General features: G+C 64.7%; 17 protein-coding genes. 7 read left to right on the forward strand and 10 right to left on the reverse strand.

The genetic code is table 11. From position 1 onward, the window contains the following. Window positions 1–7: 7 nt before the first annotated feature. Together G4G27_RS18840 and G4G27_RS18845 are read left to right on the forward strand one after the other, a co-directional pair. Window positions 8–937: an FAD-binding protein gene (locus G4G27_RS18840; protein WP_183113902.1), complete on the forward strand. Its 930-nt coding sequence runs from the start codon at window positions 8–10 to the stop codon at window positions 935–937. Window positions 938–974: 37 nt separating this feature from the next. Next, window positions 975–1631, forward strand: a complete 657-nt coding sequence (locus G4G27_RS18845; protein ID WP_244624413.1) for a phytanoyl-CoA dioxygenase family protein — start codon at window positions 975–977, stop codon at window positions 1629–1631. Between the two features lie 344 nt (window positions 1632–1975). Here G4G27_RS18845 and G4G27_RS18850 read toward each other — a convergent pair whose 3' ends face one another. Beyond that, on the reverse strand, window positions 1976–4279 hold the full coding sequence (locus tag G4G27_RS18850; protein ID WP_183110058.1) for a TonB-dependent receptor: 2304 nt from the start codon (window positions 4277–4279) through the stop codon (window positions 1976–1978). A 42-nt stretch (window positions 4280–4321) separates the two neighbouring features. On the opposite strand from G4G27_RS18850, the gene G4G27_RS24235 reads away from it, so the two are divergent. Next, on the forward strand, window positions 4322–4768 hold the full coding sequence (locus G4G27_RS24235; protein ID WP_244624414.1) for a hypothetical protein: 447 nt from the start codon (window positions 4322–4324) through the stop codon (window positions 4766–4768). Here G4G27_RS24235 and G4G27_RS18860 read toward each other — a convergent pair. The 5 genes from G4G27_RS18860 to G4G27_RS18880 are packed head-to-tail and all read right to left on the reverse strand — an operon-like array spanning window position 4737 to window position 9425. Further along, window positions 4737–4985, reverse strand: coding sequence for a hypothetical protein (locus G4G27_RS18860; RefSeq protein WP_183110060.1), 249 nt, complete (start codon window positions 4983–4985; stop codon window positions 4737–4739). The two genes, G4G27_RS24235 and G4G27_RS18860, sit on opposite strands and share 32 nt — an antisense overlap. Window positions 4986–5016: 31 nt before the next feature. Then, window positions 5017–6021 (reverse strand): histone deacetylase family protein, encoded by a 1005-nt coding sequence (locus G4G27_RS18865; RefSeq protein ID WP_183113904.1) that lies wholly within the window; start codon window positions 6019–6021, stop codon window positions 5017–5019. After that, window positions 6021–7229: a Na+/H+ antiporter NhaA gene (gene nhaA / locus G4G27_RS18870; RefSeq protein ID WP_183110061.1), complete on the reverse strand. Its 1209-nt coding sequence runs from the start codon at window positions 7227–7229 to the stop codon at window positions 6021–6023. The genes G4G27_RS18865 and nhaA overlap by 1 nt, the downstream gene beginning before the upstream one ends. Window positions 7230–7262: 33 nt before the next feature. Further along, entirely contained in the window at window positions 7263–7820 is a 558-nt protein-coding gene (locus G4G27_RS18875) for a 2'-5' RNA ligase family protein (RefSeq protein WP_183110062.1), read from the reverse strand. A gap of 30 nt (window positions 7821–7850) precedes the next feature. Next, window positions 7851–9425 carry a lysine--tRNA ligase gene (locus tag G4G27_RS18880; protein ID WP_183113905.1) on the reverse strand — a complete coding sequence of 525 codons (1575 nt, stop codon included), beginning with the start codon at window positions 9423–9425 and terminating at the stop codon, window positions 7851–7853. Between the two features lie 68 nt (window positions 9426–9493). Here G4G27_RS18880 and G4G27_RS18885 point away from each other — a divergent pair, with 68 nt between their 5' ends. Together G4G27_RS18885 and G4G27_RS18890 are read left to right on the forward strand one after the other, a co-directional pair. Beyond that, the gene (locus tag G4G27_RS18885) at window positions 9494–12253 is read left to right on the forward strand and encodes an ATP-dependent DNA helicase (RefSeq protein ID WP_183110063.1); all 2760 of its coding nucleotides are present in this window, start codon (window positions 9494–9496) and stop codon (window positions 12251–12253) included. Beyond that, the gene (locus G4G27_RS18890) at window positions 12250–12792 is read left to right on the forward strand and encodes a histidine phosphatase family protein (protein WP_183110064.1); all 543 of its coding nucleotides are present in this window, start codon (window positions 12250–12252) and stop codon (window positions 12790–12792) included. The genes G4G27_RS18885 and G4G27_RS18890 overlap by 4 nt, the downstream gene beginning before the upstream one ends. Window positions 12793–12866: 74 nt before the next feature. Here G4G27_RS18890 and G4G27_RS18895 read toward each other — a convergent pair whose 3' ends face one another. Then, window positions 12867–13415 carry a DUF177 domain-containing protein gene (locus G4G27_RS18895; RefSeq protein ID WP_183110065.1) on the reverse strand — a complete coding sequence of 183 codons (549 nt, stop codon included), beginning with the start codon at window positions 13413–13415 and terminating at the stop codon, window positions 12867–12869. Continuing rightward, complete coding sequence (locus G4G27_RS18900) at window positions 13412–13900, reverse strand: ubiquinol-cytochrome C chaperone family protein (protein ID WP_183110066.1); 489 nt, start codon at window positions 13898–13900, stop codon at window positions 13412–13414. Before G4G27_RS18900 ends, G4G27_RS18895 begins: the two co-directional genes overlap by 4 nt. A 148-nt stretch (window positions 13901–14048) precedes the next feature. On the opposite strand from G4G27_RS18900, the gene bamE reads away from it, so the two are divergent. Then, the gene (bamE, locus tag G4G27_RS18905; RefSeq protein WP_183110067.1) at window positions 14049–14534 is read left to right on the forward strand and encodes an outer membrane protein assembly factor BamE; all 486 of its coding nucleotides are present in this window, start codon (window positions 14049–14051) and stop codon (window positions 14532–14534) included. 114 nt (window positions 14535–14648) lie between these two features. Next, on the forward strand, window positions 14649–15170 hold the full coding sequence (locus G4G27_RS18910; RefSeq protein ID WP_183110068.1) for an RcnB family protein: 522 nt from the start codon (window positions 14649–14651) through the stop codon (window positions 15168–15170). A 99-nt stretch (window positions 15171–15269) separates the two neighbouring features. On the opposite strand, the gene pbpC is transcribed toward G4G27_RS18910, so the two are convergent. After that, on the reverse strand, window positions 15270–17351 hold the full coding sequence (pbpC, locus tag G4G27_RS18915; RefSeq protein WP_183113906.1) for a penicillin-binding protein 1C: 2082 nt from the start codon (window positions 17349–17351) through the stop codon (window positions 15270–15272). Between the two features lie 166 nt (window positions 17352–17517). After that, window positions 17518–23256, reverse strand: a complete 5739-nt coding sequence (locus tag G4G27_RS18920) for an MG2 domain-containing protein (RefSeq protein WP_183110069.1) — start codon at window positions 23254–23256, stop codon at window positions 17518–17520. Window positions 23257–23339 lie beyond the last annotated feature (83 nt).

Below are 23339 nucleotides of genomic sequence, written 5' to 3' on the forward strand. Positions count from 1 at the left end.
TGGTAACGTGAAGACGCTCGTCTGGGTCGAACATGACGGCAAGGTCGTCAAGGATGCCACGCTCGCCGTGGTCACCGCCGCGTCGAAGCTCGGCGAGGTCCATCTGCTCGTCGCCGGTTCGGGCGTCGATGCGGTTGCCGCCGAAGCCGCCAAGATCGCCGGCGTGGGCAAGGTCCATGTCGCCGACGACGCCGCCTATGCGCACGCGCTGGCCGAGAATGTCGCGCCGCTCGTCGTCTCGCTGATGGCGGATCACGACGCGTTCCTCGTCCCCGCGACGTCGAACGGCAAGAATATCGCGCCGCGTGTCGCCGCGTTGCTCGACGTGATGCAGATCAGCGACATTTTGTCGGTCGAGAGCGGAGATACGTTCACGCGCCCGATCTATGCCGGCAACGCGATCGCCACGGTGCAGTCGAAAGATGCCAAGAAGATCATTTCGGTGCGCGGTACCGCGTTCGAAAAGGCCGCCACCTCGGGTGGGTCAGGCACGATTGAGAAGGTCGCGTCGACCGGTGATGCGGGCAAGTCGACCTATGTCGGCAGCGAGATCGCCAAGTCGGAGCGTCCCGAACTGACCAGCGCGAAGATCATCGTGTCGGGTGGCCGCGCGCTGCAGAATTCCGAAAACTTCCATTCGATCATCGAACCGCTTGCCGACAAGCTCGGCGCCGGCGTCGGTGCGTCACGCGCCGCGGTCGATGCGGGTTATGTCCCGAACGACTATCAGGTCGGCCAGACCGGCAAGATCGTCGCCCCCGAGGTCTATATCGCGATCGGCATTTCCGGCGCGATCCAGCATCTTGCGGGGATGAAGGATTCCAAGACGATCATCGCGATCAACAAGGACGAGGATGCGCCGATCTTCCAGGTCGCGGACATTGGCCTGGTCGGCGATCTGTTCAAGATCGTACCGGAGCTGACCGAAAAGCTCTGACGCCGTGACGGCGTTGACGCTCGAGTTTGATGGGGCGGTGCGATCTGATCGCGCCGCCCTTTCGATTCTGGGCGCGCTCGACGACCTCGCTGATCGTCAACCACAGGATCGCGCCGGAATCAGACTTCGGGGCGTCGAAGCGCTTGCCCCGTTGCTGGCGAACGATGGGTCTCTCGGCGCACTGGCCGCTCGAACGCTCGGGTCCGGGTGTCGGCCGGTGCGTGCGATCCTGTTCGACAAGACCGAAGCGACCAACTGGGCACTGGGCTGGCATCAGGACCGGACGATCGTCGTGCGCGAACGTCGCGAGACACCGGGGTTCGGGCCCTGGACGGTCAAGGCCGGGTTGATCCATGTCGCGCCGCCCGCCGATCTGCTCGCCGGCATGGTGACGATGCGCGTTCATCTCGATCCCGTCCCTGCCGACAATGCGCCGCTGCTGATCGCGCCGGGATCGCATCGGTTCGGCCGGATCGCGGAAGGGGATATAGATGCGGTGGTCGAGCGATGCGGCACGATCGCCTGTCTCGCCGAACGCGGCGATGTGTGGCTGTATGCGACGCTGATCCTGCATGCATCTGAAGCGGCGACCAGACCGACGCGACGCCGTGTGCTGCAAATCGATTTCGCTGCGGACAACCTGCCGGGTGACCTCGATTGGCTCGGGCTCCAGGGCGGCGAGGCCGCGCCATAATGCCCATTTCCGGCAGCTGCGCGAATTGCTGCGGGAAATCCTGCGGGAATTTTGTTGGCGCGGCACGGGAATTTTGCGGAAGATTGGTTCGCGCAGAGAGCGCAGAGAAGTGATTTTCACCGGCTTGGGATCATTTCCTCTCCGCGCCCCCGCACGAACCAATCTTCTATTCAGACACAAGCCCGGAGGGATGAGTCGTCATTGAAGAGGCTTGATATTATCTGGTCATGAGAAGGAGCGCGGCGACGCGATGCAAGGGTTCCGTCTGACACCACGCTGCCATGATCGACGCGAGTTTTGAATCACGCCCGGCCGGCCTGAGCCGGCCGGGCGAATCGCGCCGGTCAGAATTTCGCCGACAATTGCACGCCATAGAGACGCGGCTCGGCGGGGATGTAGGTCGGGATACCGAACCCGCCGCCGGTGTTGCCCGCATCGAGCAGATAATCCTTGTTGAACAGATTTCGGGCGAAGCCGACCAATTCGAACTGGTCGCTATGGCTGCCGCCAAAACCAAGACCGGCGCGCACATTGACCAGAGTCACCGGGCCTTGCGCGATCAACGGGTTGTTGGGGATTTCGAAGAAAATCCGGCTGCGATAGGTGATCGTCGGCGTTGCGAAGAGACGCAAGCCGTTGCCGACCGGCGCGTCGATCATGATACCGCCCGATGCCTGAACTTCAGGCTGAAGCCGGAACTTCGCACCGCGGAAATTCGGCGCGATCCCCGGCTTGTCGTCGATTCCGCCATCGATATAACCAATATTGGCGAACGCGCTGAACCATTTGGCGGGGCGGATGTTCAGTTCGGCTTCGACGCCCTTGTTGCTTGCCGTGCCGGCGCTTTGCGTCTGGGTGGTGCCGTTAGGCAGGACCACGCTGACCTGGAAATTGTCATAGGTCATGTAATAGGCACCGATCGATCCCGACACGATGCCCGCCGATCCCTTCAGCCCGACCTCGTAATTCCAGACATTCTCTGCCGCCACCGGCGTGAAGGCAGCGACCGGTCCGGTTGCCCTCGCTGCCGCCCCAAGCTGCACGGTCGCCGAGCGGCGGCCCTTCGATACGGTGGCAAAGGCATTCACCTTGTCCGACAGGCGGTACAGTGCGTTGAAGCGCGGCAGAACGGCGGAAAAACTGTCTTCGGTGCGGAAGGTCTGGCCAGCGGTATCGACCTGGCCGGGAATCAGCGACGCACCGCCGGTGATCACCGAACGCGGCACGCGGGCGAAAAAGCCCGATTGGCGCTTTTCGATCAGCAGACGCACGCCGGCGGTCAGTTCGAGCCGGGGTGTCGGCGTGAAGGTGCCGTCGGCAAATACCGAATAGCTGTCGTTGATGCCCGAGTTCTGGAACACCGAGCTGTATGGAATCACTGTCGCCGCGCCGCCGGTGAGAATGGCGGTGGCCGCCGAGGCGGCAACGGTGCCGTTCGGGGCGATACAGGCGAGCCCCGGGATCAGCCGTGCGGCACATTGCAGATAAGTGCCTTCTTCGGTCGAGAAAGGCACATTCTGCAGACTGTTTTCATGGAAGAAGTTGAACCCGAACGAACCACGAAACCGATCGCTGGTGTAAGCGAAGCGCGTTTCGTGATTAAATTGGCTGCCCTTGGCGCCTTCGGCGAATTCGAGATACCAGGCCGCCGAGCCGTCGGCGTCGAAGATTTCGAGCGAATCGAACTTGCGATAGGCATTGACCATGGTCACCGACCAGTCATCGGCAAAATTATAACCGAGCGTCAGATTGGCGTCATAGACGTCGCGCTTCAGGCCGAGCTTTGCCGCGCCCAGCGCTTGCGCCGACAAAGGTGACCCACCAAGATAGGCATCACCGAACGGATTGCCCGGACCCGACGAGGTCGGCAGCGCGCGCGAAACGAATGCGGTGCCGGGATTACGCTGACGATCATAAGTCAGGATCAGATCGGCGGTAAAGTCCTCCGTCGGCGTGAAGCGCAGCGATCCGCGCACGCCGAGCTGGTTCTGGCCGTTGAGATCATCCTGGTTGGGCGCTAGATTATTCACATAACCATCGCGCTTCTTAAACGCGAAGGCGATGCGGCCGGCGATTTTGTCCGACCCGAGGTTGATATGGCCGGCGAGCAAGCGCTGGTCGAAATTACCGATCCCGCCGGTCAACTCGCCCGAAAATCCCTCTTTCGGACGCGCCGAGATGATGCTGATCGCGCCGACCGCCGAGGCGGTGCCGAACAGCGTCGCCTGCGGCCCCTTGATCACCTCGATCCGTTCGACGTCGTAAATGTCCTGATACGATCCGCGCGAGCGCGAGATGTCGACGCCGTTATAATAGAGCGTGACGCGCGCCGCCTGCTGTGCCGACCCCGAATCCGATGTGATGCCACGAATGACGATGCCGGGATTGTTGGCGCTCTGTTCCTGAATGTTGAGCCCGGGGACGAAAAAGGCCAGCTCGTCGAGATCGGAAACGCCGAGCTCCTTCATCCGCTCGCCGGTCACCGCAGTGAGGGTGATCGGCACGTTGACCTCCTTCTCGCTGCGCTTCTGCGCGGTCACGACAATGTCGTTCTTGTCGATCTCGGGGTTTGTTTCCTGCACTTGCGCCATGGCGGGCAGCGCCGTGACCGAGGCGAGCAGAAAGGCGAGTGTGGACGTGATGCGCATGGTAAGCCCCCGTTGAAGTACGAACGCCTTCGCGGGTGCAGCATGGTCGTGACGCGAACATTACCGTTCAGTGTCGGTTTGGATATTCGTTGGAAGGGCACTGGGAAGCTCGCCGCATCCATGCCGCGACAGAGGCTCGTCGATGAGAAGCGGGAGTCGATGAGAAGCGGGTTAGCTCAAAGCGGTCTCAACATCGCGGGACTGATGCAGGATGCGGACGATCAAAACACGGTCGTCATTGATGTTGTAGAAAATGCGATGGCTGCGATGAATCAAGCAGCGGACGGCAGGCCGCAGGCGCGGATAAATTGCACCGATCGCAGGGAATTCGCGGAGTTGCTCGCATCGCACCTCAAGGCCGGTCAGACAGGCATCCGCGACATCGGTCCCGAACTGTTCAACGCTGAAGGCTGCAATATCATCGATGTCGGCAATGGCGGCAGTGCTGAAAACCAGCCTAGCCATCCGAATTCAAATACTTCGCTCTGACCTCATTGAAGATCTGGAAAGACTGACGCGGATCGACGCCGGAGGCTAGCCCCTTGTCGATTTCCGTCTGCAACCAAGCAACCTCTTCCGCGCTGGCCCGGTCGCGATAGGCAAGTTCACTGAAATAGGCATCGATACTTGGAAATTCCCCGGCCTCGACGCGCGATCGAGCCCAGTCGATTTCCTCCTCGGGAACGGCAATGCTGACCTGTTTCATAAGCCCAAGATAAGAACGCACCTATGAGCTGTCAAAAGCCGCTCAGCAGGCTGGTCACATTCGCGCCCAGAGCATCGACCGCATATCCGCCCTCCATCGCGATCACCGTCGGCCAGCCGCGTGCGGCGATATCGCGTGCCAGCGTCGCATAGTCGGCGGTGGTCAGCTTGAAGTCGGAGATCGGGTCGCCATCCCAGGTATCGGCGCCGAAACTCAGGATCAGCAAGTCGGGACCGAACCGGGCGATCGCGTCCAGCGCTGTCGCCTGGGCTGCGCGAAAGGCATCGAGCGTTGCGCCCTGAGGCAAGGGCAGGTTGAGCGTGGTACCTTGCCCTTCGCCTTCGCCGTCCTCATCGGCATGGCCCCAGAAAAACGGATAGTCGGTCGCCGGATCGGCATGGATCGAGGCGTAGAAGACATCGCCGCGATCCCAGAAAATGTCCTGCGTGCCGTTACCGTGATGATAGTCGATATCGAGGATCGCGACGCGTTTCGTCCTCGCATCGCGTGCCGCCTGGGCGGCGATCGCGGCGGTGTTGAGATAGCAATAACCGCCGAGATAATCCGCGCCGGCATGATGGCCGGGCGGCCGGCACAGCGCGAATGCCACGCGGTCGCCGCCAAGTACGGCGTGGGTCGCCGAGAGGACGCTTTGTGCGCTCCAATAGGCGGCACCCCAGGTGTCGGCGGTCAGCGGGGTGGAGGCATCGAGGCTATATTGCCCAGCCAGCGCGTCGATCCGGTCGAGCTTAAGCGGCCGGCGCCCGACGATCGGCCAAATATAACCCATCACATCGCCGGGGCGACCGGCGGCGGCCCAGCGCTCCGGCGCGGTCTTGAGGAAGTCGATATAGCCGGCATCATGGATGGCGAGGATCGGCGCCTCACCGTGATCGGTGGGCTGTTCCACACCCGGCAATACCGCACGGATCGCCGCGGCGCGCAGCGGCGTCTCGGAATAATCGATGAAGCCGCCATTATGCAGTTCCCGGCGCGGCGCATGGGCCAGCTGCCGGGAGTCGAAGAATGCCCGCATCATGCCTCCATCGTCGTCTTTGAAGGAGCCGCCGCGAAGCGCAGCACAAGGAAGCCGGCGACCGCCGACAGAATCGACCCCGCGAGTACGCCGATCTTGACCTTGTCGATCAGCACCGCTTCGCCGGGGAAGGCGAGGCCGCCGATGAACAGGCTCATGGTGAAGCCGATTCCGGCGAGCAAGGCGACGCCATAGAGTTGCGCCCAGCTCGTCCCTTTGGGCCGCTGCGCGATCTTCAATCGCTCGGCCAGCGCGATGCCGCCAAGAATTCCCGCCTGCTTGCCCAGGAACAGGCCCGCCGTCACGCCGATCACCAGTGGTTCGGCAAGGATTGAGAGCGACATGCCGCTCAGCGCGACACCGGCATTGGCGAAACCGAACAAGGGCACGATGACGAACGCGACCCAAGGACTGAGCGCGTGTTCGAGCCGGTGGAGAGGCGAATGCGCGTCGTCGGGCGCGCCGGGGCTCGGTGTGATCGGGATGAAGACTGCCGCGAGCACACCGGCAACGGTCGCATGGACGCCCGACAACAGCACCAGCCACCAAAGCACGACGGCGGCAAGGAGATACGGCGCGAGCGACCGCACGCCGCGCCGGCTCATCGCTGCCATGATCGCGAGCACACCGGCCGCCGCGGCGAGCGCGCCTAAATCGAGGCCATGGCTATAGGCAACCGCGATGATCGCGACCGCGCCCATATCGTCGACGATCGCGACGGTCGTCAGGAACAGCTTCAACGCCGGCGGCACGCGCGGGCCGAGCAGCGCCATCACACCGATTGCGAAAGCGATGTCGGTCGCCGCCGGGATCGCCCAGCCGGGACGCAGCGCGGCATCGCCCATGGTGATAGCGAGGTAGATCAGTGCCGGCACGATCATCCCCGCCGCCGCCGCGACGATCGGCAGGCGCCGCCGTGCTGGCTGCGCGAGCTGCCCATCGATCAGCTCGCGCTTGATCTCCAGCCCGACGAGCAGGAAAAACAGCGCCATCAGCGCGTCGTTGATCCACAGATGCACCGTCATCGGCCCCAGCGCCGGCGCGAGCACCGGACCGGTTTCGAGATGCAGGAAGTGGAAATAGTCAGGAGCGAGCGGCGAATTGGCCGCGATCATCGCCAGCATGGCGGCGGCGATCAGTACGATCCCGCCCGCCGCCTCGTCTTTCAGGAAAGCGCGGAGCGCCGGTACCCGTGTTTTGCCCGTCATGCCTCATCTTAACTGCGGTGGCGGGCAGGGCAATCAAAACAGGCTAGGCTGCTCGTCCAGTCCTTTGAGAGTCCAGCGCCCGAGAACTTCGTGTCGGGTCTGGCCGAGCAGGCTATGGATCAGCACGAACTCTTCCGCTCTCCAACGCACTGGCGGTGCCAGTTTGCTGATCGGCGCGCCGTCGCGATAGGCGAGGGTCATGTGCGGCGAGAACCGATAGTCCTGGCGCTGCGACAGGCCCATTCGCGCCATCGCTGCCGCGATCTTCGCCCTGAGCGCGTCGAGCGAAGCATTTTTAAGCCTGGGGCGAAGGGCAATTGTTTCCGTGCCGCCCGATACCCGATCGAGTACGACTTCGAACGGGGCTGCGGTGATCTCCTCTCCAACCGCCAGCAGTGCAGCCACGACCTTTTCCGGCCAACGCTCGAAATCGTCGAGGATATCGAGCGTGATGTGCAGGCGCTCCGCTTGCATCATTCGACCGCCACCCGCGAACGGCTGCATCACACTCACGATTTGTCGCGCAATAATTGCTGGCGGCAGCAACGCGAAAAAGAAGCGATGCCGAACGCTGATTTTGTTCTCGAACATGACACATTCCTTCGAATCGATGTGTATGTTCTATATATGTTCCGACAAATTGAGTCGAATCCGCGCTACCCCCGCAAGCGCCTCGGCGATGAGCTTCCGTGTGTTGGGAATGCCGTAGAGCGCAATAAAGCTGCCCATGCGCGGACCTTGTTCCGCACCGAGCAAGGTTTCGTACAGTGCCTTGAACCAGTCGCGCAGGTTTTCGAATCCGCCGGTCTTGCCGATCTCATAGACGATATTCTGAATCTCCTCGGCGGTTGCGCCGTTGGGCAGCGCCGCGAGATCGGCATCGAGCCGCTCAAGCGCCGCAACCTCCACGCCCTCCGGCTTGCGCCGCTTGAGCGTGGGCGTGACGAAATCGCGGCCATAAGCGAGCGCGCGGTCGATCAGCCGGTCAAGCTCGGGATAGCGCTCGGGCGAAGCATCCTTCACATAATTGCCGAGATAGCCCCAGACCTGTTCCTTGGTCGCATCGCCCATCACGCTGACCAGGTTGAGCAACAGGCCGAAAGTGACCGGCAATTCGCCCGCCGGCAGCTTGCCGTCATGGATGTGATGCACGGGGTTGCCGAGCCGTTCCTTCAGCTGCTGACCGGCATAATTGCCGCGAAACTGCCAGTAATCGTCGACCGCGCGCGGGATCACGCCCATGTGCAGCGTCTTGGCCTTTTTCGGTTCCCGATAGATATAAAAGGCAAGGCTCTCCTCCGGGCCATAGGTCAGCCAGTCGTCAATGCTGAGCCCGTTGCCCTTGGACTTGGAGATCTTCTCGCCCTTTTCGTCGAGGAACATCTCGTAATTGAAGCCCTCGGGCGGGCGACCACCGAGCACGCGGGTGATCTTCGACGATTGCACGACCGAATCGATCAGATCCTTGCCGGCCATCTCATAATCGACCCCCAGCGCGACCCAGCGCATCGCCCAGTCGACCTTCCATTGCAGCTTGGCCCGGCCACCGAGAATCGACTGTTCGATCCGTTCGCCCTCATCCATGAAGGCGATCGTGCCCGCATCGGCGTCGATCACCTCGACCGGCACCTGCAGGACGATGCCGCTCTTCGGGCTGATCGGCAGCACTGGCGAATAAGTCGCCTGGCGATCGGCGCGCAGCGTCGGCAGCATCACGTCGAGGATCGCCTGATACTGGCGCAACACCGACTTCAGCGCGCGGTCGAAGCGGCCATTGGTGTAATAGTCGGTCGACGAAGCGAATTCATACTCAAAGCCGTAGCGATCGAGGAAATCGCGCAGCATCGCATTGTTGTGTGCGGCGAAGCTGTCATGCGTGCCAAACGGATCGGGGATGCGAGTCAGTGGCTTACCGAGATATTCGGCGAGCATGCCCTTGTTGGGGACATTGTCCGGCACCTTGCGAAGGCCGTCCATGTCGTCGGAAAAAGCGATCAGCTTGGTCGGCGTATCGGACAGCGCATGGAAGGCGTTGCGCACCATGGTCGTGCGCAGCACTTCGTTGAAGGTGCCGATATGCGGGAGTCCCGAAGGACCATAGCCGGTTTCGAACAGCACCGGACCGTCCTGCTTGCCGTTGGGATAGCGTTTGAGCAGCTTGCGCGCCTCTTCATAAGGCCAGGCCTTGGATTCCATGGCGGCGGTGCGCAATTCACTCACTTGCTGTTGCCCTTTCGTTCCGGTCACGCCACTGTCTTGCGCGAATGGCCGCGTCTTTGCCCTATCCCGCCCTCCACGCAAGCCATAGCGGCATCTGGATCGCCACGGCCGATGGCTCGCGCCAGGTCGGGCGCGGCGAAGCGATCCGCATTGCCGCCGATACGCCGGTGATCATGCTCAACGCCGTGCTGGCCGGACAGCGACTCGGCTATGCCGATCTGTCGGGGCTCGACCTGCTCGAATTGTTCGCTTTCATGTGCCCGGCGCGCTTCATGGTGCCGACGCCGCGCGGTCTGGCGCGAGTTACGGGGCTCGAAGTGCCAGCGCGCGACGACGAGATCGCGGCGTTCCTGCTCCGCGCGGCCGAGGCGATGCTGGCGATTCCTCAGGGTGACTGGCCCGAGCGCGAGGGCGCCTGGACAAGCGCTCAATCGCTCGCCCGGTTACGCTGGCCCTGGGCGCCTGTCGTGGCCGAGCATATAAAAATGCCCGAGCAGCATGAGCGCTGGCTGTTCTCGCGCCTGCCCGAATGGTCGGAAGGCGCACCACGCCCCGCGCCGCGTACCATTTCGATCGATGCGGCGGAGACACAGGAACGGCTGACGCGCCTGACCGGCAGCGCCGCGGAGCAGCGTCCCGGCCAGCGTGCCTATGCCGAAGCGGCGATCGAGGCGTTCGAACCGCGCATGGTGCGCGACGCACCGAACATGGTGCTGGCGGAAGCAGGCACGGGGATCGGCAAGACGCTCGGCTATCTCGCGCCTGCCTCACTCTGGGCGGAAAAGGCCGACGGCGCGGTGTGGGTGTCGACCTTCACCAAGGCGCTGCAGCGGCAATTGGCGCACGAAACGGCGCGGCTCTATCCCAATGCCGAGATACGCAAGGCCAAGGTCGTGACGCGCAAGGGGCGGGAGAATTATGTCTGCCTGCTCAACCTCGAAGATGCGCTGCAGGGCGGATTCGCCGGGCGCGCGGCGGTGCTGGCGCAGCTGGTCGCGCGCTGGGCCGGTTACACCGCTGACGGCGACATGGTCGGCGGCGACCTGCCCGGCTGGTTGCCGACCCTGTTCCGGCGCAACGGGCCGACCGCGCTGACCGATCGGCGTGGCGAATGCGTCTATGCCGGCTGCCCGCATTACCGCAAATGCTTCATTGAGCGCGCCGCGCGGAGCAGCGCGGAGGCGGATATCGTCATCGCCAACCATGCGCTGGTGATGGTCAATGCCGCGCGCGGGCGTGAAACGACGAGCCGCCCGACCCGCTATGTGTTCGACGAGGGGCATCATATCTTCGATGCCGCCGACGCGATGTTCTCGACCGCGCTGACCGGCCAGGAGACTATTGAGCTGCGGCGCTGGGTGGTCGGGCCCGAATCGGGATCGCGCGGACGGCGACGCGGACTGGCCGCGCGGCTTTCCGATGTCGCGAGCTATGACGAGCAGGGTGCGCGGGCGATCAACGATGCGGTGATCGCGGCGCAGGGGCTGGCCGCGGACGGCTGGCTGCAGCGGCTGGGCGAGGGCGCACCGTTCGGGCCGATCGAGTCGCTGCTCGCGGCGGTGCGCGGGCTGACTTACGCGCGCGCCGAGACCGCAGGCGATGCCGGCTATGGCCTGGAGACCGAACTCGCCGAGCCCGATGCCGCGCTGATCGAGGCGGCCGGGCCGGCCGCGCATGCGCTCGATGCGTTGGTCCGGCCGCTGGTTGCGCTCGGGCGGCGGCTCGAGGCGGTACTGGCCGAGGCGCCCGACTGGCTCGACGGCCAAGCGCGGGCGCGTGTCGAGGGGGCAGTGGCCTCGCTCGGCTGGCGCGCCGAGACGGTCGCTGCATGGCTGGCGCTGCTCGCAAGGATCGGTGGACCCGCCAGTCCCGACTTCGTCGACTGGCTCGCGGTCGACCGGATCGAGGGGCGCGACTATGATATCGGGCTGCACCGCCATTGGCTGGATCCGAGCAAACCCTTTGCCGAAACCGTGCTCAAGCAAGCGCATGGTGCACTAGTCACGTCAGCGACCCTGCGCGGCGGCGGCGACTGGGGCGTGGCGGAGGCGCGCACCGGTGCGCATCATCTGGTCAAGCCGGCAGCACATTTCGAAGCGATCAGCCCATTCGATTATGCGTCGCAGGCCGAAGTATTGATCGTCACCGATGTGAAGCGCGGCGATACCGGCGCGCTCGCCAACGCCTATGCGCGGCTGATGTCGGCGGCCGGCGGCGGGACTTTGGGCCTGTTTACCGCGATCCGGCGCTTACGCGCGGTGCATGCGCGAATCGCCGACCGGCTGGCGCGTGATGGGCTCTCGCTGCTCGCCCAGCATGTCGATCCGATCGATACCGGCACGCTGGTCGATATTTTTCGCGACGATGCCTCCGCCTCCCTGCTTGGCACCGATGCGCTGCGCGATGGCGTCGATGTGCCGGGCCGGTCGCTGCGGCTGGTGGTGATGGAGGGTGTGCCCTGGCCCAAACCGACCGTGCTGCATGCGGCGCGGCGACTGGCCGGCGGCGGCAGCGCCTATGACGATCGCATCGTGCGGGCGCGGCTGGCACAGGCGTTCGGGCGGCTGATTCGGCGCACCGACGATCATGGCGCCTTTGTGTTGCTGTCCGCTGCGATGCCGTCGCGGCTGCTCGCCGCCTTTCCGCCCGGCGTGCCGATCGCCCGCGTGACCCTCGACGAGGCGGTGGTTCGTGTCTCGCGTCTTCCTTCCGTCATCGAAAGTGGGCATGAGGCGCGCGAAGACCCCGGCAGAAATGCCAGTGGAAATGGGGGCGAGGGATTGGAGACGCGACAGGCGCCATGAAGACATTGACGCTGCTCCGCCACGCCAAATCGGGCTGGGACGATCCCGTCTCGCGCGATTTCGATCGTCCGCTCAACGGCAAGGGCAAGCGCGCGGCGGCGATGGTCGGACGCCATATGAAATCGCTTGGCCTGGCCTTCGACCATGTCATCGCTTCGCCGGCGGTGCGCGTGATCGAAACGCTGGATGAGGTTTCAACCGGTTATGGCGAGGCGCTGGCGCCCGCCTGGGACCGGCGCATCTATCTCGCCTCGGCAGTGACTCTGCTCGACGTCATTCACGATTTGCCCGAAACCGCCGAACATGTGCTGTTCGCCGGGCATAACCCGGGACTTGAGGATCTGGTTCTGATGCTCGTGCCCGACACACTGGCCGAGCCGCTGCGCGACGAGGTCGAGCAGAAATACCCAACCGCGACGATCGCCGAGCTGCGCTTCGAATCGGGCAATTGGGGCGATGTCGCGGCGGGCACCGCACGGCTCGCGCGTTTCGTGCGGCCCAGGGATCTCGATCCGGCACTGGGGCCGGACGAGGATTGAAATCATGTAAGGTGGGTGATTCCCACTTCTCCCCTCCCTTTATGGGAGGGGAGTAGAAGAGGTAAGGGTCAAGACTAATCTCGCCCCTTTTCCAACAAGCCCTTCAACCCGGCGAGCGCGCCGAGTGGTTTGACCTCGTCCTCGCTGATCACGCCTGCCGCGCGTAGTGCCGCCGCCGCGCGCGGGCCGCGCGGGAAGGGATCGAGCGCCAGCGCCATGGTTTCCGCCGCCGCTTCGCCCAGGTCGATCGCCGATCCGGCATAGAACATCGTGTCGAGCGCATCCTCGGACAATTCGATTTCTTCCTCGTCGACCGCATTATCGGCGACGAAGCGTAGCGCGACATCCTCTTCCACTTTCATCGGCAGCGGGTCGTCGGTGACCGAACAGGCCTGCACGACCGCCGCCGAGACATGACCGCGCGCGACGATACCCGCGGCTTCGATGCGGACCTTGAACTCGCCCTGGAGCCGGTCGATCGCCACCAGCCCGAAGCGGACCGCCAGCGCGACACATTCGGCGGGATTCGCAGCGATCGAGACACTGCGATCGCCCGCGCCGAACGTATCGATTCGTTCGGGACGCGAGAATTCGGCGGGACGCGAGAATTCGGGGGCGCTCACGACAATTGCCCCGCGATCACGGCATCGGTGCCGAGCGCGCCGAGCGCCGCATCGAAGGCGAGCAGTGAATCGCGCACATGACCGACCGCAAAAGTGCCCGGATCGACGCCACGATACAGGTTGCGCAACAGCGCGGGGGTCAGATCGCCAGCCGCGAGCCCGTCACGATAGGCACCGATGCGTCCGCCGAACATGCTCATCATCTTGCCGATATGCTTGCCGACCACGACGTCGCCGATGCCGATCTCACGTAATTGACCGTCCATATCGTCGACGAAGCGCTCGGTCATGGCGGCGCTGGTCGCGGCGCCGGCCGGATCCTTTTCCAGCCGCAGCACGACGAACGCCAGAATCGCGGCGATCATGTCGAAGCGGCCATCGACCGTGTCGGGCACCTGTCCGTCAAGATACCAGTGCGGCGCGCGGGCATGTGTCACCACCGCATTATAGAGCGGCAGTGCGTCTTCACTTTGGCGCCCGAACATCTTCGCCATCCAGCCCATCTGCGCTCCACTTTTCCCTGCGCCCTTGTTTGGCCGCGAAGCTCGGCATATTGAGACGATCGGTCCGCGATGCAATGCGCATCTGGGCGCGTCTGGTTTCGTGTGCGTAATGCCCCGCTGGGAGAGTTTGATGAGCGTCACCATTGCCCGATTGATGATGGGTGCCGCACTCGGCCTCTTGGCCATTACGGCAAGCGCCTGCACGCCGCTTCGGTCGCATCAGGGTTATATCATCGATGCCGACCTGGTGAATTCGGTCCAGCCCGGCGTCGATAACCGCCAGTCGGTGCTGCAAACGCTGGGCAAGCCGAGCTTCACCAGTCAGTTCAACCAGGGCGACTGGTATTATGTCGCGCGCGACACGCGCAACCTGGCGTTCAACAATCCCAAAGTCGTCTCGCAAATCACGCTGCGCGTGGCATTCGACCAGAACGGCACGGTGACCGGCGTCAGCCGCGGTGGCATGGAGCAGATCGCCTCAATCAGCCCATCGGGTGAGAAAACGCCGACATTGGGCCGGAAGCGCGGCCTGTTCGACGAATTGTTCGGCAATATCGGCACGGTCGGCGCGGTCGGTGGACAGCCGGGCGGCGGTGGCGACCGCGACGAGCCGTAAAACCCTTTCGGTTTCCTGACTGAGACGTTCCCGCTCCATTCAGCGCGGCCCTGCGAAAAGGGCGCGTGACGGCATCCCATCGGACGCCGTCGAATGAGAATGGAGTGAGACATCATGCGTAAACTGATCGTCACGGCATTGATGGCCGCAGTGGCCATCCCCTCTATCGCCATACCGACCGCTGCCAGCGCGCAATCGCAGCGCGAAGTACGTCGCGACCGCCAAGATCTGCGCCAGGAGCAGCGTGAGCTGAACCGTGCGCGGCGTAGCGGCGATCGTCACGATATCCGCGAAGAGCGCCGCGATGTCCGCGGCGCGCGCCAGGAACTGCGCGAGGATATTCGCGATCGCAACCGCGCTTGGGGCCGCAACGACTGGCGAGGCTATCGCGACCATAATCGCGGCATCTATGCGCGGGGCAATTGGCGGGCGCCGTTCCGCTATACAGCGTTCCGCCCCGGCATCCGGATCGCGCCGAGCTATTTCGGATCGCGTTACTATATCGCCGACCCGTGGCGCTATCGCTTGCCATTGACCGGCCGCAACCAGCGCTGGGTGCGTCATTATGACGACGTGGTCCTGGTCGATACGCGGCGCGGGATCGTGATCGACGTGATCCGCAACTTCTATCGGTAAGCGGATCCGCCCGGCGGCTGGTGTCGCCGGGTTTCCACTTCGCGCAAAATCCGGGCCGCGAACGCGTCACAACGCGTTCGCGGCCCGGATTTCGTTTGATCAGCGAATCGTGAAGACGATCTGGTCGACCACACGGCCACCGACATCGACCAGGCTGAGCCGATGCTGCCCCGGCCCCGCCAGCATCAGCGGCCGGGAATCAGCCGCGCCGAGATCGCGCTTGTCGAGTCGCAACCGGTGCGCCGCAACCTCTCCCGACACGCCGACCGCGAGCCGTTGCCGGTCGGGCGGAATATCCGGATCGAGCGCGTAGACGCTGCCCGATACCGGATTGACGATGCGCGGGCGACGCGATGCTTCCGGTGCGGCGGCAATCTGCGTCTGCGCGGTGCCGGCGAGGAAATATTCCAGGCGCGGCTGTTCGATCCCGCCGGTGAAGCGAATCGCGCGTTCCTCGATCCCGGTGGGGCGTTTCGGACGCACGCCGGGGCGGTCCGCATGGAGCGCGAGCATCAAGTCGCGCCACACCGGCGCCGCCCCGCTCGTGCCGGACACCGCGCGCATCGGATCGCCCTCGAGATTGCCGACCCACACCGCGACGGTGAAGCGATCGGAAAAGCCGATGCACCAATTGTCGCGCATCGCCTTTGACGTGCCGGTCTTGACCGCGGCCCAGAAGGGCAGGCGCAGCGCGCTGTCGAGGCCGAAGGTCCCCGCGCGCGCATTGGCGTCGGCGATCATGTCCGACACCAGCCAGGCAGCCTGTGGCGTGGTGACCGTGCGGGCCGGCGGACGCGGATCATCGGCGGTCAGCCGCAGCGGCGTCCAGCGCCCGCCATTGGCCAGCGCGCGATAGGCATCGGCCTGTTCGAGCAAGGTCACCTCGGCCGAGCCGAGCGCCAGGCTGAAACCATAATATTCCCCGCCTTCGGTCATACCGCGATAGCCGGTGTCCCAGAGCCGGTCGCGAAACGGCTCGACCCCGACCAGCAGCAAGGTGCGCACCGCAGGCACGTTGAGCGAGCCGGCCAATGCGCTGCGTGCCGAGACCGGCCCTTTGAAACCGCGATCGTAATTCTGCGGCACATACAGGCCCGACGCAGTGTCGAGCTGGACCGGCGAATCATCGAGGATCGAGGCGGGGGTGAGATATCCTTTCTCGATCGCCTGGGCGTAGAGGAACGGTTTGAGGGTCGATCCGGCCTGCCGATAGCTCGACGCGCCATCGACCGCGGGTGCGGTCGAGGCGCCGCCGATCCCGCCGACATAAGCGAGCACGTCGCCGCTGGCATTATCGACCACCACCACCGCACCGTCGCGCGCGCGGCTCCCGCCGAGACCCTGAAGCTGGCGGCGCAGCGCGATCGTCGCGATACGTTGCAGGCGCGCGTCGAGCGTCGTGTTTACCCGCAAGCCGGCCTTGGTGAGCAGCCGCTGGCCGAGATGCGGCGCAAGGCCGGGATCAAGCGCGAGGCTGCGCGCCGGACCGAGCATCGATGCCGCCTCGCCGGGGAAACGCGAACAATAACGCTCGTGCGACAGCGCACAGGCGCGCCGTGCGACGAGACGCGGATCGGCCTGCGGATTGGGCAACAGCGCAGCGAGCATCAGCGCATCGTCGCGGCCCAGAGTTTCGGGCGTCTTGCCGAACAAGCCAAGCGCCGCCGCCCCGACCCCTTGCGCTTCACCGCGGAAACCGGCGAGGTTGAGATAGGCTTCAAGGATCTGGTCCTTGCTCCACGCCCCGTCGATCGCCCACCCGGCGCGGATCTGGCGTAATTTGTCCAGCGTGCCACGCGACCCGGGATTGGCGAGCGTGGGCGCGAGAAAGCCGGCGACCTGCATCGAGATGGTGCTCGCGCCGCGGTGACGCTTGCCGCGAATCCGGTCGCGCAAGGCACCGAGCAGCGCCAGGGTATCGACCCCGCCATGGCTGAAGAAGCGCTGGTCCTCGGCCGCGACCAATGTGTCGCGGGTGACCGGCGAAACCTTGTCGAGCGGTGTCCAGGCAAGGCGGCGAGCAGCGAAATCGACCCGTGCCGAATCGATCAGCACGCCATTACGGTCGTACAGCCATGCTTCGGACGGATGCCAGCTGGCGCGAACCTGCGCATAATCGGGCAGGGGCGGGGGTTGCGTGGCATAGTCGGCGGCGGCGAACAGCGCGATGGCGGCGGACATGCCGCTCAGGGTCAGGCCCTTTTTGCTTGTGACCGCGCCCCACCATTGTTCGGGCCTGCCTTGCCGGAGTGCCGCACTTCTCTTTTCCCATAGCTGGAAAAGATAAGAACGGCCCTTCGACAAGCTCAGGGCGAACGGACGTTTGCGTTCGGGATCGGCCACGTCCCTACCGCTGCACCACCGTCACGGGCGCATTGGGCAGCGCGGCACGGATCGCCGGCGAATACATCGCCTCGACCCGTGTCGGCGGCAGGCTGAAGCGCCCCGCGCCGTTCAGTCGCATGGTGTAGGCGATGGTGAACGATCCGCGCGGCACCCAGGCGAAATAGCCGCGCCACGAGTCGCGACGCCGCTCGACATAGCTCGGCTGCACGCCGTCGCCGCCGCTGACCTCACCGAGCATCGCTGACTGGCCGCCGAGATTGCCAACGATCGTCGCGCCCGCCGGGATCGGATCATTGACCACCACCCAGTTGCGTTCGGCCGACGCCTCGACGCTGATCGTCACCTTGATCACGTCGCCGCGCGTCAGCACACCGGGAGTACGCGCCTGCACCACCTGGGTCTTCTTGGTCATTTTGTAGCCGGCGTTGAGCGGCTGAGTCAGCGGCACCGCCGCCGAGACCGAGACCATCGCCCATGGCCCCGCTTCGCTGCCTTGCGCCATTCTGAGCGGGGTCGCCGCCGCCGGAAGCGGGAACGAAGCCTGGCGCAGATCGACCGAGAGCGGCCACGCCTTGCTGATCGTCTGCGAGCCGAGCGACAGCGTGGTCGACCCGGTGATCGCGCTCGCCGGATAAAGCGTGCCGAATTTGCGCGCGGCGATCGTGCCCCAGGCATTGGCGGTGGTCGTATCCCAATGCCCGCGCTGCTGGCGCAACGAGACGCCGACCATCATCTTCGGCGCATCGTCCTGCCAGCCGGGGCGGCCGAGCGTGGCGATGACCGATTTGATCGACGCTTCGTCGCCCGACGACATCAGCCACCACGACGCGTTGCTTTGGTCGGAGAGATCGAGCCGCGTGCCTTCATAGACCAGACGCGTGCGCAGCTCGGCTTCGGCATTGGCCTTGAGCGCCACCGCATTGGCGATGCCAGGGATGCGGTCGAGCGCGACGAGATAATCGGCCAGCGTGCTGGTCGGCATCTCTTTCGGTGCGATGCCGATCTGGCCGAGCATGGCCGGTGTTGCCGCGCCCTGGCGGGCGAGCGCGGTCAACGCGGCGACGCGCTGGAGCCGGACATCGCCATATTCCTCTCGCCGCAAACGCCCGTCGACCACCGACTTCATCGCTTCGATCATGCGCGTGCGCGGCCCTTCGGGGATCGGCAGGCCGGCATCGGCGGTCAGCGACAAGACATAGGCGGTCAGCGCTTCCGATCCGGTCAGGCTTTCCGACGGCCAGTAACGCAACAGGCCATCGGATGCCTGATAGGTCGGGATTTCACCCGCCAATCGCGTCCAGGCGCCACTGTCGCCGAGCGCAACCGCACGCGACAAGCGTTGTTCGAAACAGTCATAGGGATAGGCGCTCATATAGGCGCGCACCCCCTGCAACGGCGGCTGCAGCGTATCGTCGAGACGGATGTCGACCGTGCCGCGACCCGGCAGCGCCCCGGCCGGCGGTGCGATCTGGATCGAGGTCGCCGTGCCCACGCGAGCGAGCGTCGCCGCCCAAACCTCGACCGGGATTGCGGGGATCACGTCCTGAGAGACGGTGATCTGGTCGAGCGCTTTTCCGCCTTCCGCCTTGGCTTTCACTTGCCAGCGCAGCGCAGCGATATTCTCCGGCGCGGTCAGGTTCCACGCGACCGGCGCCGCGCCGCCCGCCGGAATGGTGACGGTGAGCGGGCGTCCTTCCGCGACGCGCGGCGTGACATCGACCGTTGCGGTGACTTTCATCGGTTTGTCCGAGCCGTTGCGCAGCGTGAAGGCGGCGGCATAATAATCGCCGGAGCGCACCAGTGTCGGCATGCCGGCATAGATCGACAGATCCTGCGCGGTGCGGACGCTGGCCATGCCGGTGCCGAACAATTGCGCGCCATCGGTGGCGATCGCAACCAGCTTGAACGAGGTCAGCGCGTCGGACAGCGTCACGGGAACCCGCGCGCGGCCTTGCGCATCGAGCGCGACGCGGCCTTTCCACAGCAATACCGGCTGGAAATTCTCGCGGTTGAGACCCGACAGGTCGCCGCCACCACCGCCGCCGGCCTCGACCGCCTTGCGACCGTAATGGCGCTTGCCGACAACCTGCATCTGCGCGGTCGAGGTAAGCACCGCCAAGGGCCGTTCGCCCATCATCGCGGTAAGCACGTCCCAGCTGTCATTCGGCGCGAGTTGCAGCAGCGCCTCATCGACCGCCACGAACGCAACGTCGGCGCTCGCCGCCGGTTTGCCGTCGGGCGTTTTGACCTGGACATCGACTTGCGCGGTGTCGCGCGCGGCATAGCGTTGCTTGTCGGCCTTGACCGCGACCTGCAGCTTGTGCGCGTCCCAGCCGACCTTCACCTTAGCGATGCCGAGGCGGTAAGCGGGCTTGGCGAGATCGACCAGAGCGGTCGGCTCCTGGCCTTCGGGCGGACCGCTGGCCAGGCCAAGACTCTGCGCGATGCCGTTGACCCAGCTCCAGAAGCCGCTCTGCACGCGGCCACGCACCGCCATGACCGACACGAACACGTCAGGCGCATAGCTGCCCGGCATCTTCACCTCGACCACCGGGTCCTTGCCCGACAGCGTCGTCACGAAGCTCGACAGCACGCCTTCACGCTCGACCGTGACCAGAGCGGTCGCCTCGCGGAACGGCATGCGCACCTGGAAACGCGCGGTCTCACCGGCCTTGTAGCTGGTCTGTTCGGGGACGATGTCCATACGGTCGCCATTGTCGCCGCCGAACCACCAATCCTCATCACCCGCGAGCCATACCGACTGCGTCGCGTGCGCGACATTGCCATTGGCGTCGCTGGTCGTCGCAACGGCATAGACCTCGCCCGAAACACCGGGATCGATCGTGCATTGCGCCAATCCTTGCGCATCGGTCGTCGCGCTGCAGGTCGCGGACAGCTTCTCGGTACGCATCTGATTGTCATAGGCGTAGAAACCGCCGATCAGCCGGCGCCGCGCGGTCAGCACCTTGCGGCTGTACAGCGCAACCGAGATAGACTGGTTGGCGATCGGCTTGTTCGAAGTGTCGAGCGCGACGAAGCGTAGGCGCAGATCGTCCTGCTTCATCAGCCAGCCATCGCTCTTGATGCCGAGCTGTACCGCCGAGGAATAGATCGGGATGCGCTTCGAGGCGGTCAGCACCTCGCCATTGGCGTCCTGATAATCCATCTCGACCAGCATGTCGGCACCGTTTTCCAGCGTCTGCGGCACGTCGATCGTGGTGCGCGAGGTGCCGTCGCCGCCGAGCGTCGCGGGCAACGTCTGGGTCGGCGGCAGCGGGGTCGATTCCTCCTCGCCATCACCATTTAGCGGCTTCACGCCTTCCTTTATGTCGGTGCCGCCGAAACTATAGCCCTCATAACCCTCAGGGTTGGCGTTGCGCCCGAACCAGCCGACCCGCATATCGACCGCGAGGTTCGACGCGCCGCCACCCGACAGATACCCGACGAACAGGTCGAGCGGCATCGTCTTGGGCCGCACCGACGCTTCCTTCGGACCGGTCACGCTGGCGCGCATGGTCGGCAATTTATATTCGTCCACCTTGAACGATTGCTCGGTGTAGATCGTGCGATCTCCGATGATCACCTGCAGGTCGTAATCGCCCATCGGCGCGCCTTGTGGCGCGGCCCATTCGGTCTCGCCGATGCCACTCGCGTCGATCGTCAGCGGCAGATCGAACTGCGTGTCGGACCCGCGATGCGACAGGCGCAGCGTGCCGGTAAAGGCCGGGGTCATCGCAAAGCCCTCGCCCAGCGGCTTACGCACAATATGCTTCATATGGATCGTCTCGCCCTGACGGACGAGCGCACGATCGAACACGGTGTGGAGGATTTCGCTCTTGGCTTCATAGCCATAGGGCAGATCGAAATCATACGGCCGGATGCCCTGGCCCCATTCGGTCAGGGTGAAGCTGAAATCGTCGCCGGCGCGCGCCGAGACCATCAGCGGACCCATCGAACCATTCTCGCACGAGCCATAGGTTTGCGGTTCGGGCAGACCGGCGGGTACGAACAGCCCGCCCGCCTTGTCAGTCACGCCGCGCGCGAGCAGCCTGCCGGTGCAGCTGTCGGAAATGCGCACTTCGGCATCGGGCATCGGCTTGCCGGTGTCGAGTTGAGTCACCCAGGCAAGGCTGCGTTCGCGGCCCCATTTGAAATGCACCGCCATGTTGGTGACCAGAGCGGCGCTGGCGACATAACGCGGTGCCTTGCGCCCGAGCAGCGCCTGGCCAAGCACAGGACTCGCCAGTTCGACAACATAGAATCCGGGCTTGGTCAGGTTGATCCCGACGACCTCGAAATCCTTGCCCTTGCCGGGCAGCGGGACCTTCAGCGCGGTCGCGGAGCCGCCGGCGAGGATCGGCGCGGCACCGGTATTGTTGATGCGGATCGTTTCCTTGCCGCGCTTCACCTCTTCCGATTGATAATCATCGGCCTTGTCCACGATGCGCAGCCAATTGGCGATCTGCCCGTCCGAGGCATCGACGCGCAGCGACTGTCCGGCGATGGCGAGATTGCTGCCCTGGAGCGACTCCTCAACGTTGCGCACGGTGACCGGCAGCACGCCGCCTTCCTTCGCTTCGAGGATGCCAAACGGCGCGGCGAACTTCACCAGCGGCGGTGCCTCGTCAAAGCGAATATCGAGCGGGAAGCGCTCGGCATTGGCGAGTATGCGGCCGCTCTCATCCTTGATCCCGGCCGGGATGCTCAACTTGGCAGCGGTCGCGGCGGGCAACGGGCTGGAGAAGCTGATATCGCTGATCGTCGCCTTTTTCTTGTCGTCGTCATAGAACACCGGCTTGATCGTCTTGCCATCGGCGGTGGTGATGCTGATCTGCTGCGCGGCACTCATCGGGACCGGTGCAGTGAAGCGGATATAGGCCTTTTCGACCGGCGAGCAGCCGGCTTGGGCATTGACGCGGCTGCATTCGAAACGCGCGGTGAACGGCTTGCGCACGGTGTAGTCGAAACGCTGGTCGGCCCCGGCGAGCTTGCCGCCCGCTCCGGCAATGTTCGCGCCCCACATCAGTGCAACATCGCGGCCCGGCGGTAGCGGACGGCGGCATTTGAGCGCGGTGACGCCTTCATAGGCCTTGGCGCGATCGGCAGCGGAGGCCGGTACCGTCGCGGGCAGCCCGGCATTTTCCAGGAAGCTGCGCACGTTCCAATTGTCGGTGCCCATCTCGCCGAGCAGCTTGCCCGGCAGATCGGCGGACAGGACATCGACCGGAATCTTCTCGCCAATGCCCTCGACCGAGCAATAGGCATTGGCCCCGACCGAGGCGGCGGTCGCGGGCAGGTTGGCGGCGACCAGGAAGGTCTGATCTTCCTCGATCTCGCCATTATATTGCGCGGGCAGCACGGCGCGCGCGACCGGCCCGCCGCTGTCGACCTTGAAGCTTTGCTGGCCCGTCACGGCATAACCCGACACGCTTTTCAGCGCGGCCTTGAGCTTGAATTCGCACACCGTCCCGCCCGGCAGCGAGCTCTTGAATTCATGCACGAAAGTCTGCGGATCGACCCAACGTCCTTCGCCCTCAACCGGGCAGGTCACGTCGAACGGCCCGATCGCGCGTGGGTCGCCGAGCGCGACCATCGGCTGGCTGAAGCGCGCGGTGAAGCGCTCGATCGCGCCGCCGCCGATGCCCGGGGTGGCGAGAATGACCTGCGGACTGTTGTCACCGAGCGCCGCGACGGGCGCGAGCGCCAGTCCCAGAAGAGTGAGGCGAATTGCCAGCTTCATCGAACGCTCCCCTGAACCGGCGAAAAGGCTAATGCTTTCAACAGGCGCAAGTCCAGTACCGATTTCCGGCTGGGAGCGCTTCC

Source organism: Sphingomonas sp. So64.6b (assembly GCF_014171475.1).
In the GTDB taxonomy this organism is placed as follows: Bacteria; Pseudomonadota; Alphaproteobacteria; order Sphingomonadales; family Sphingomonadaceae; genus Sphingomonas; species Sphingomonas alpina_A.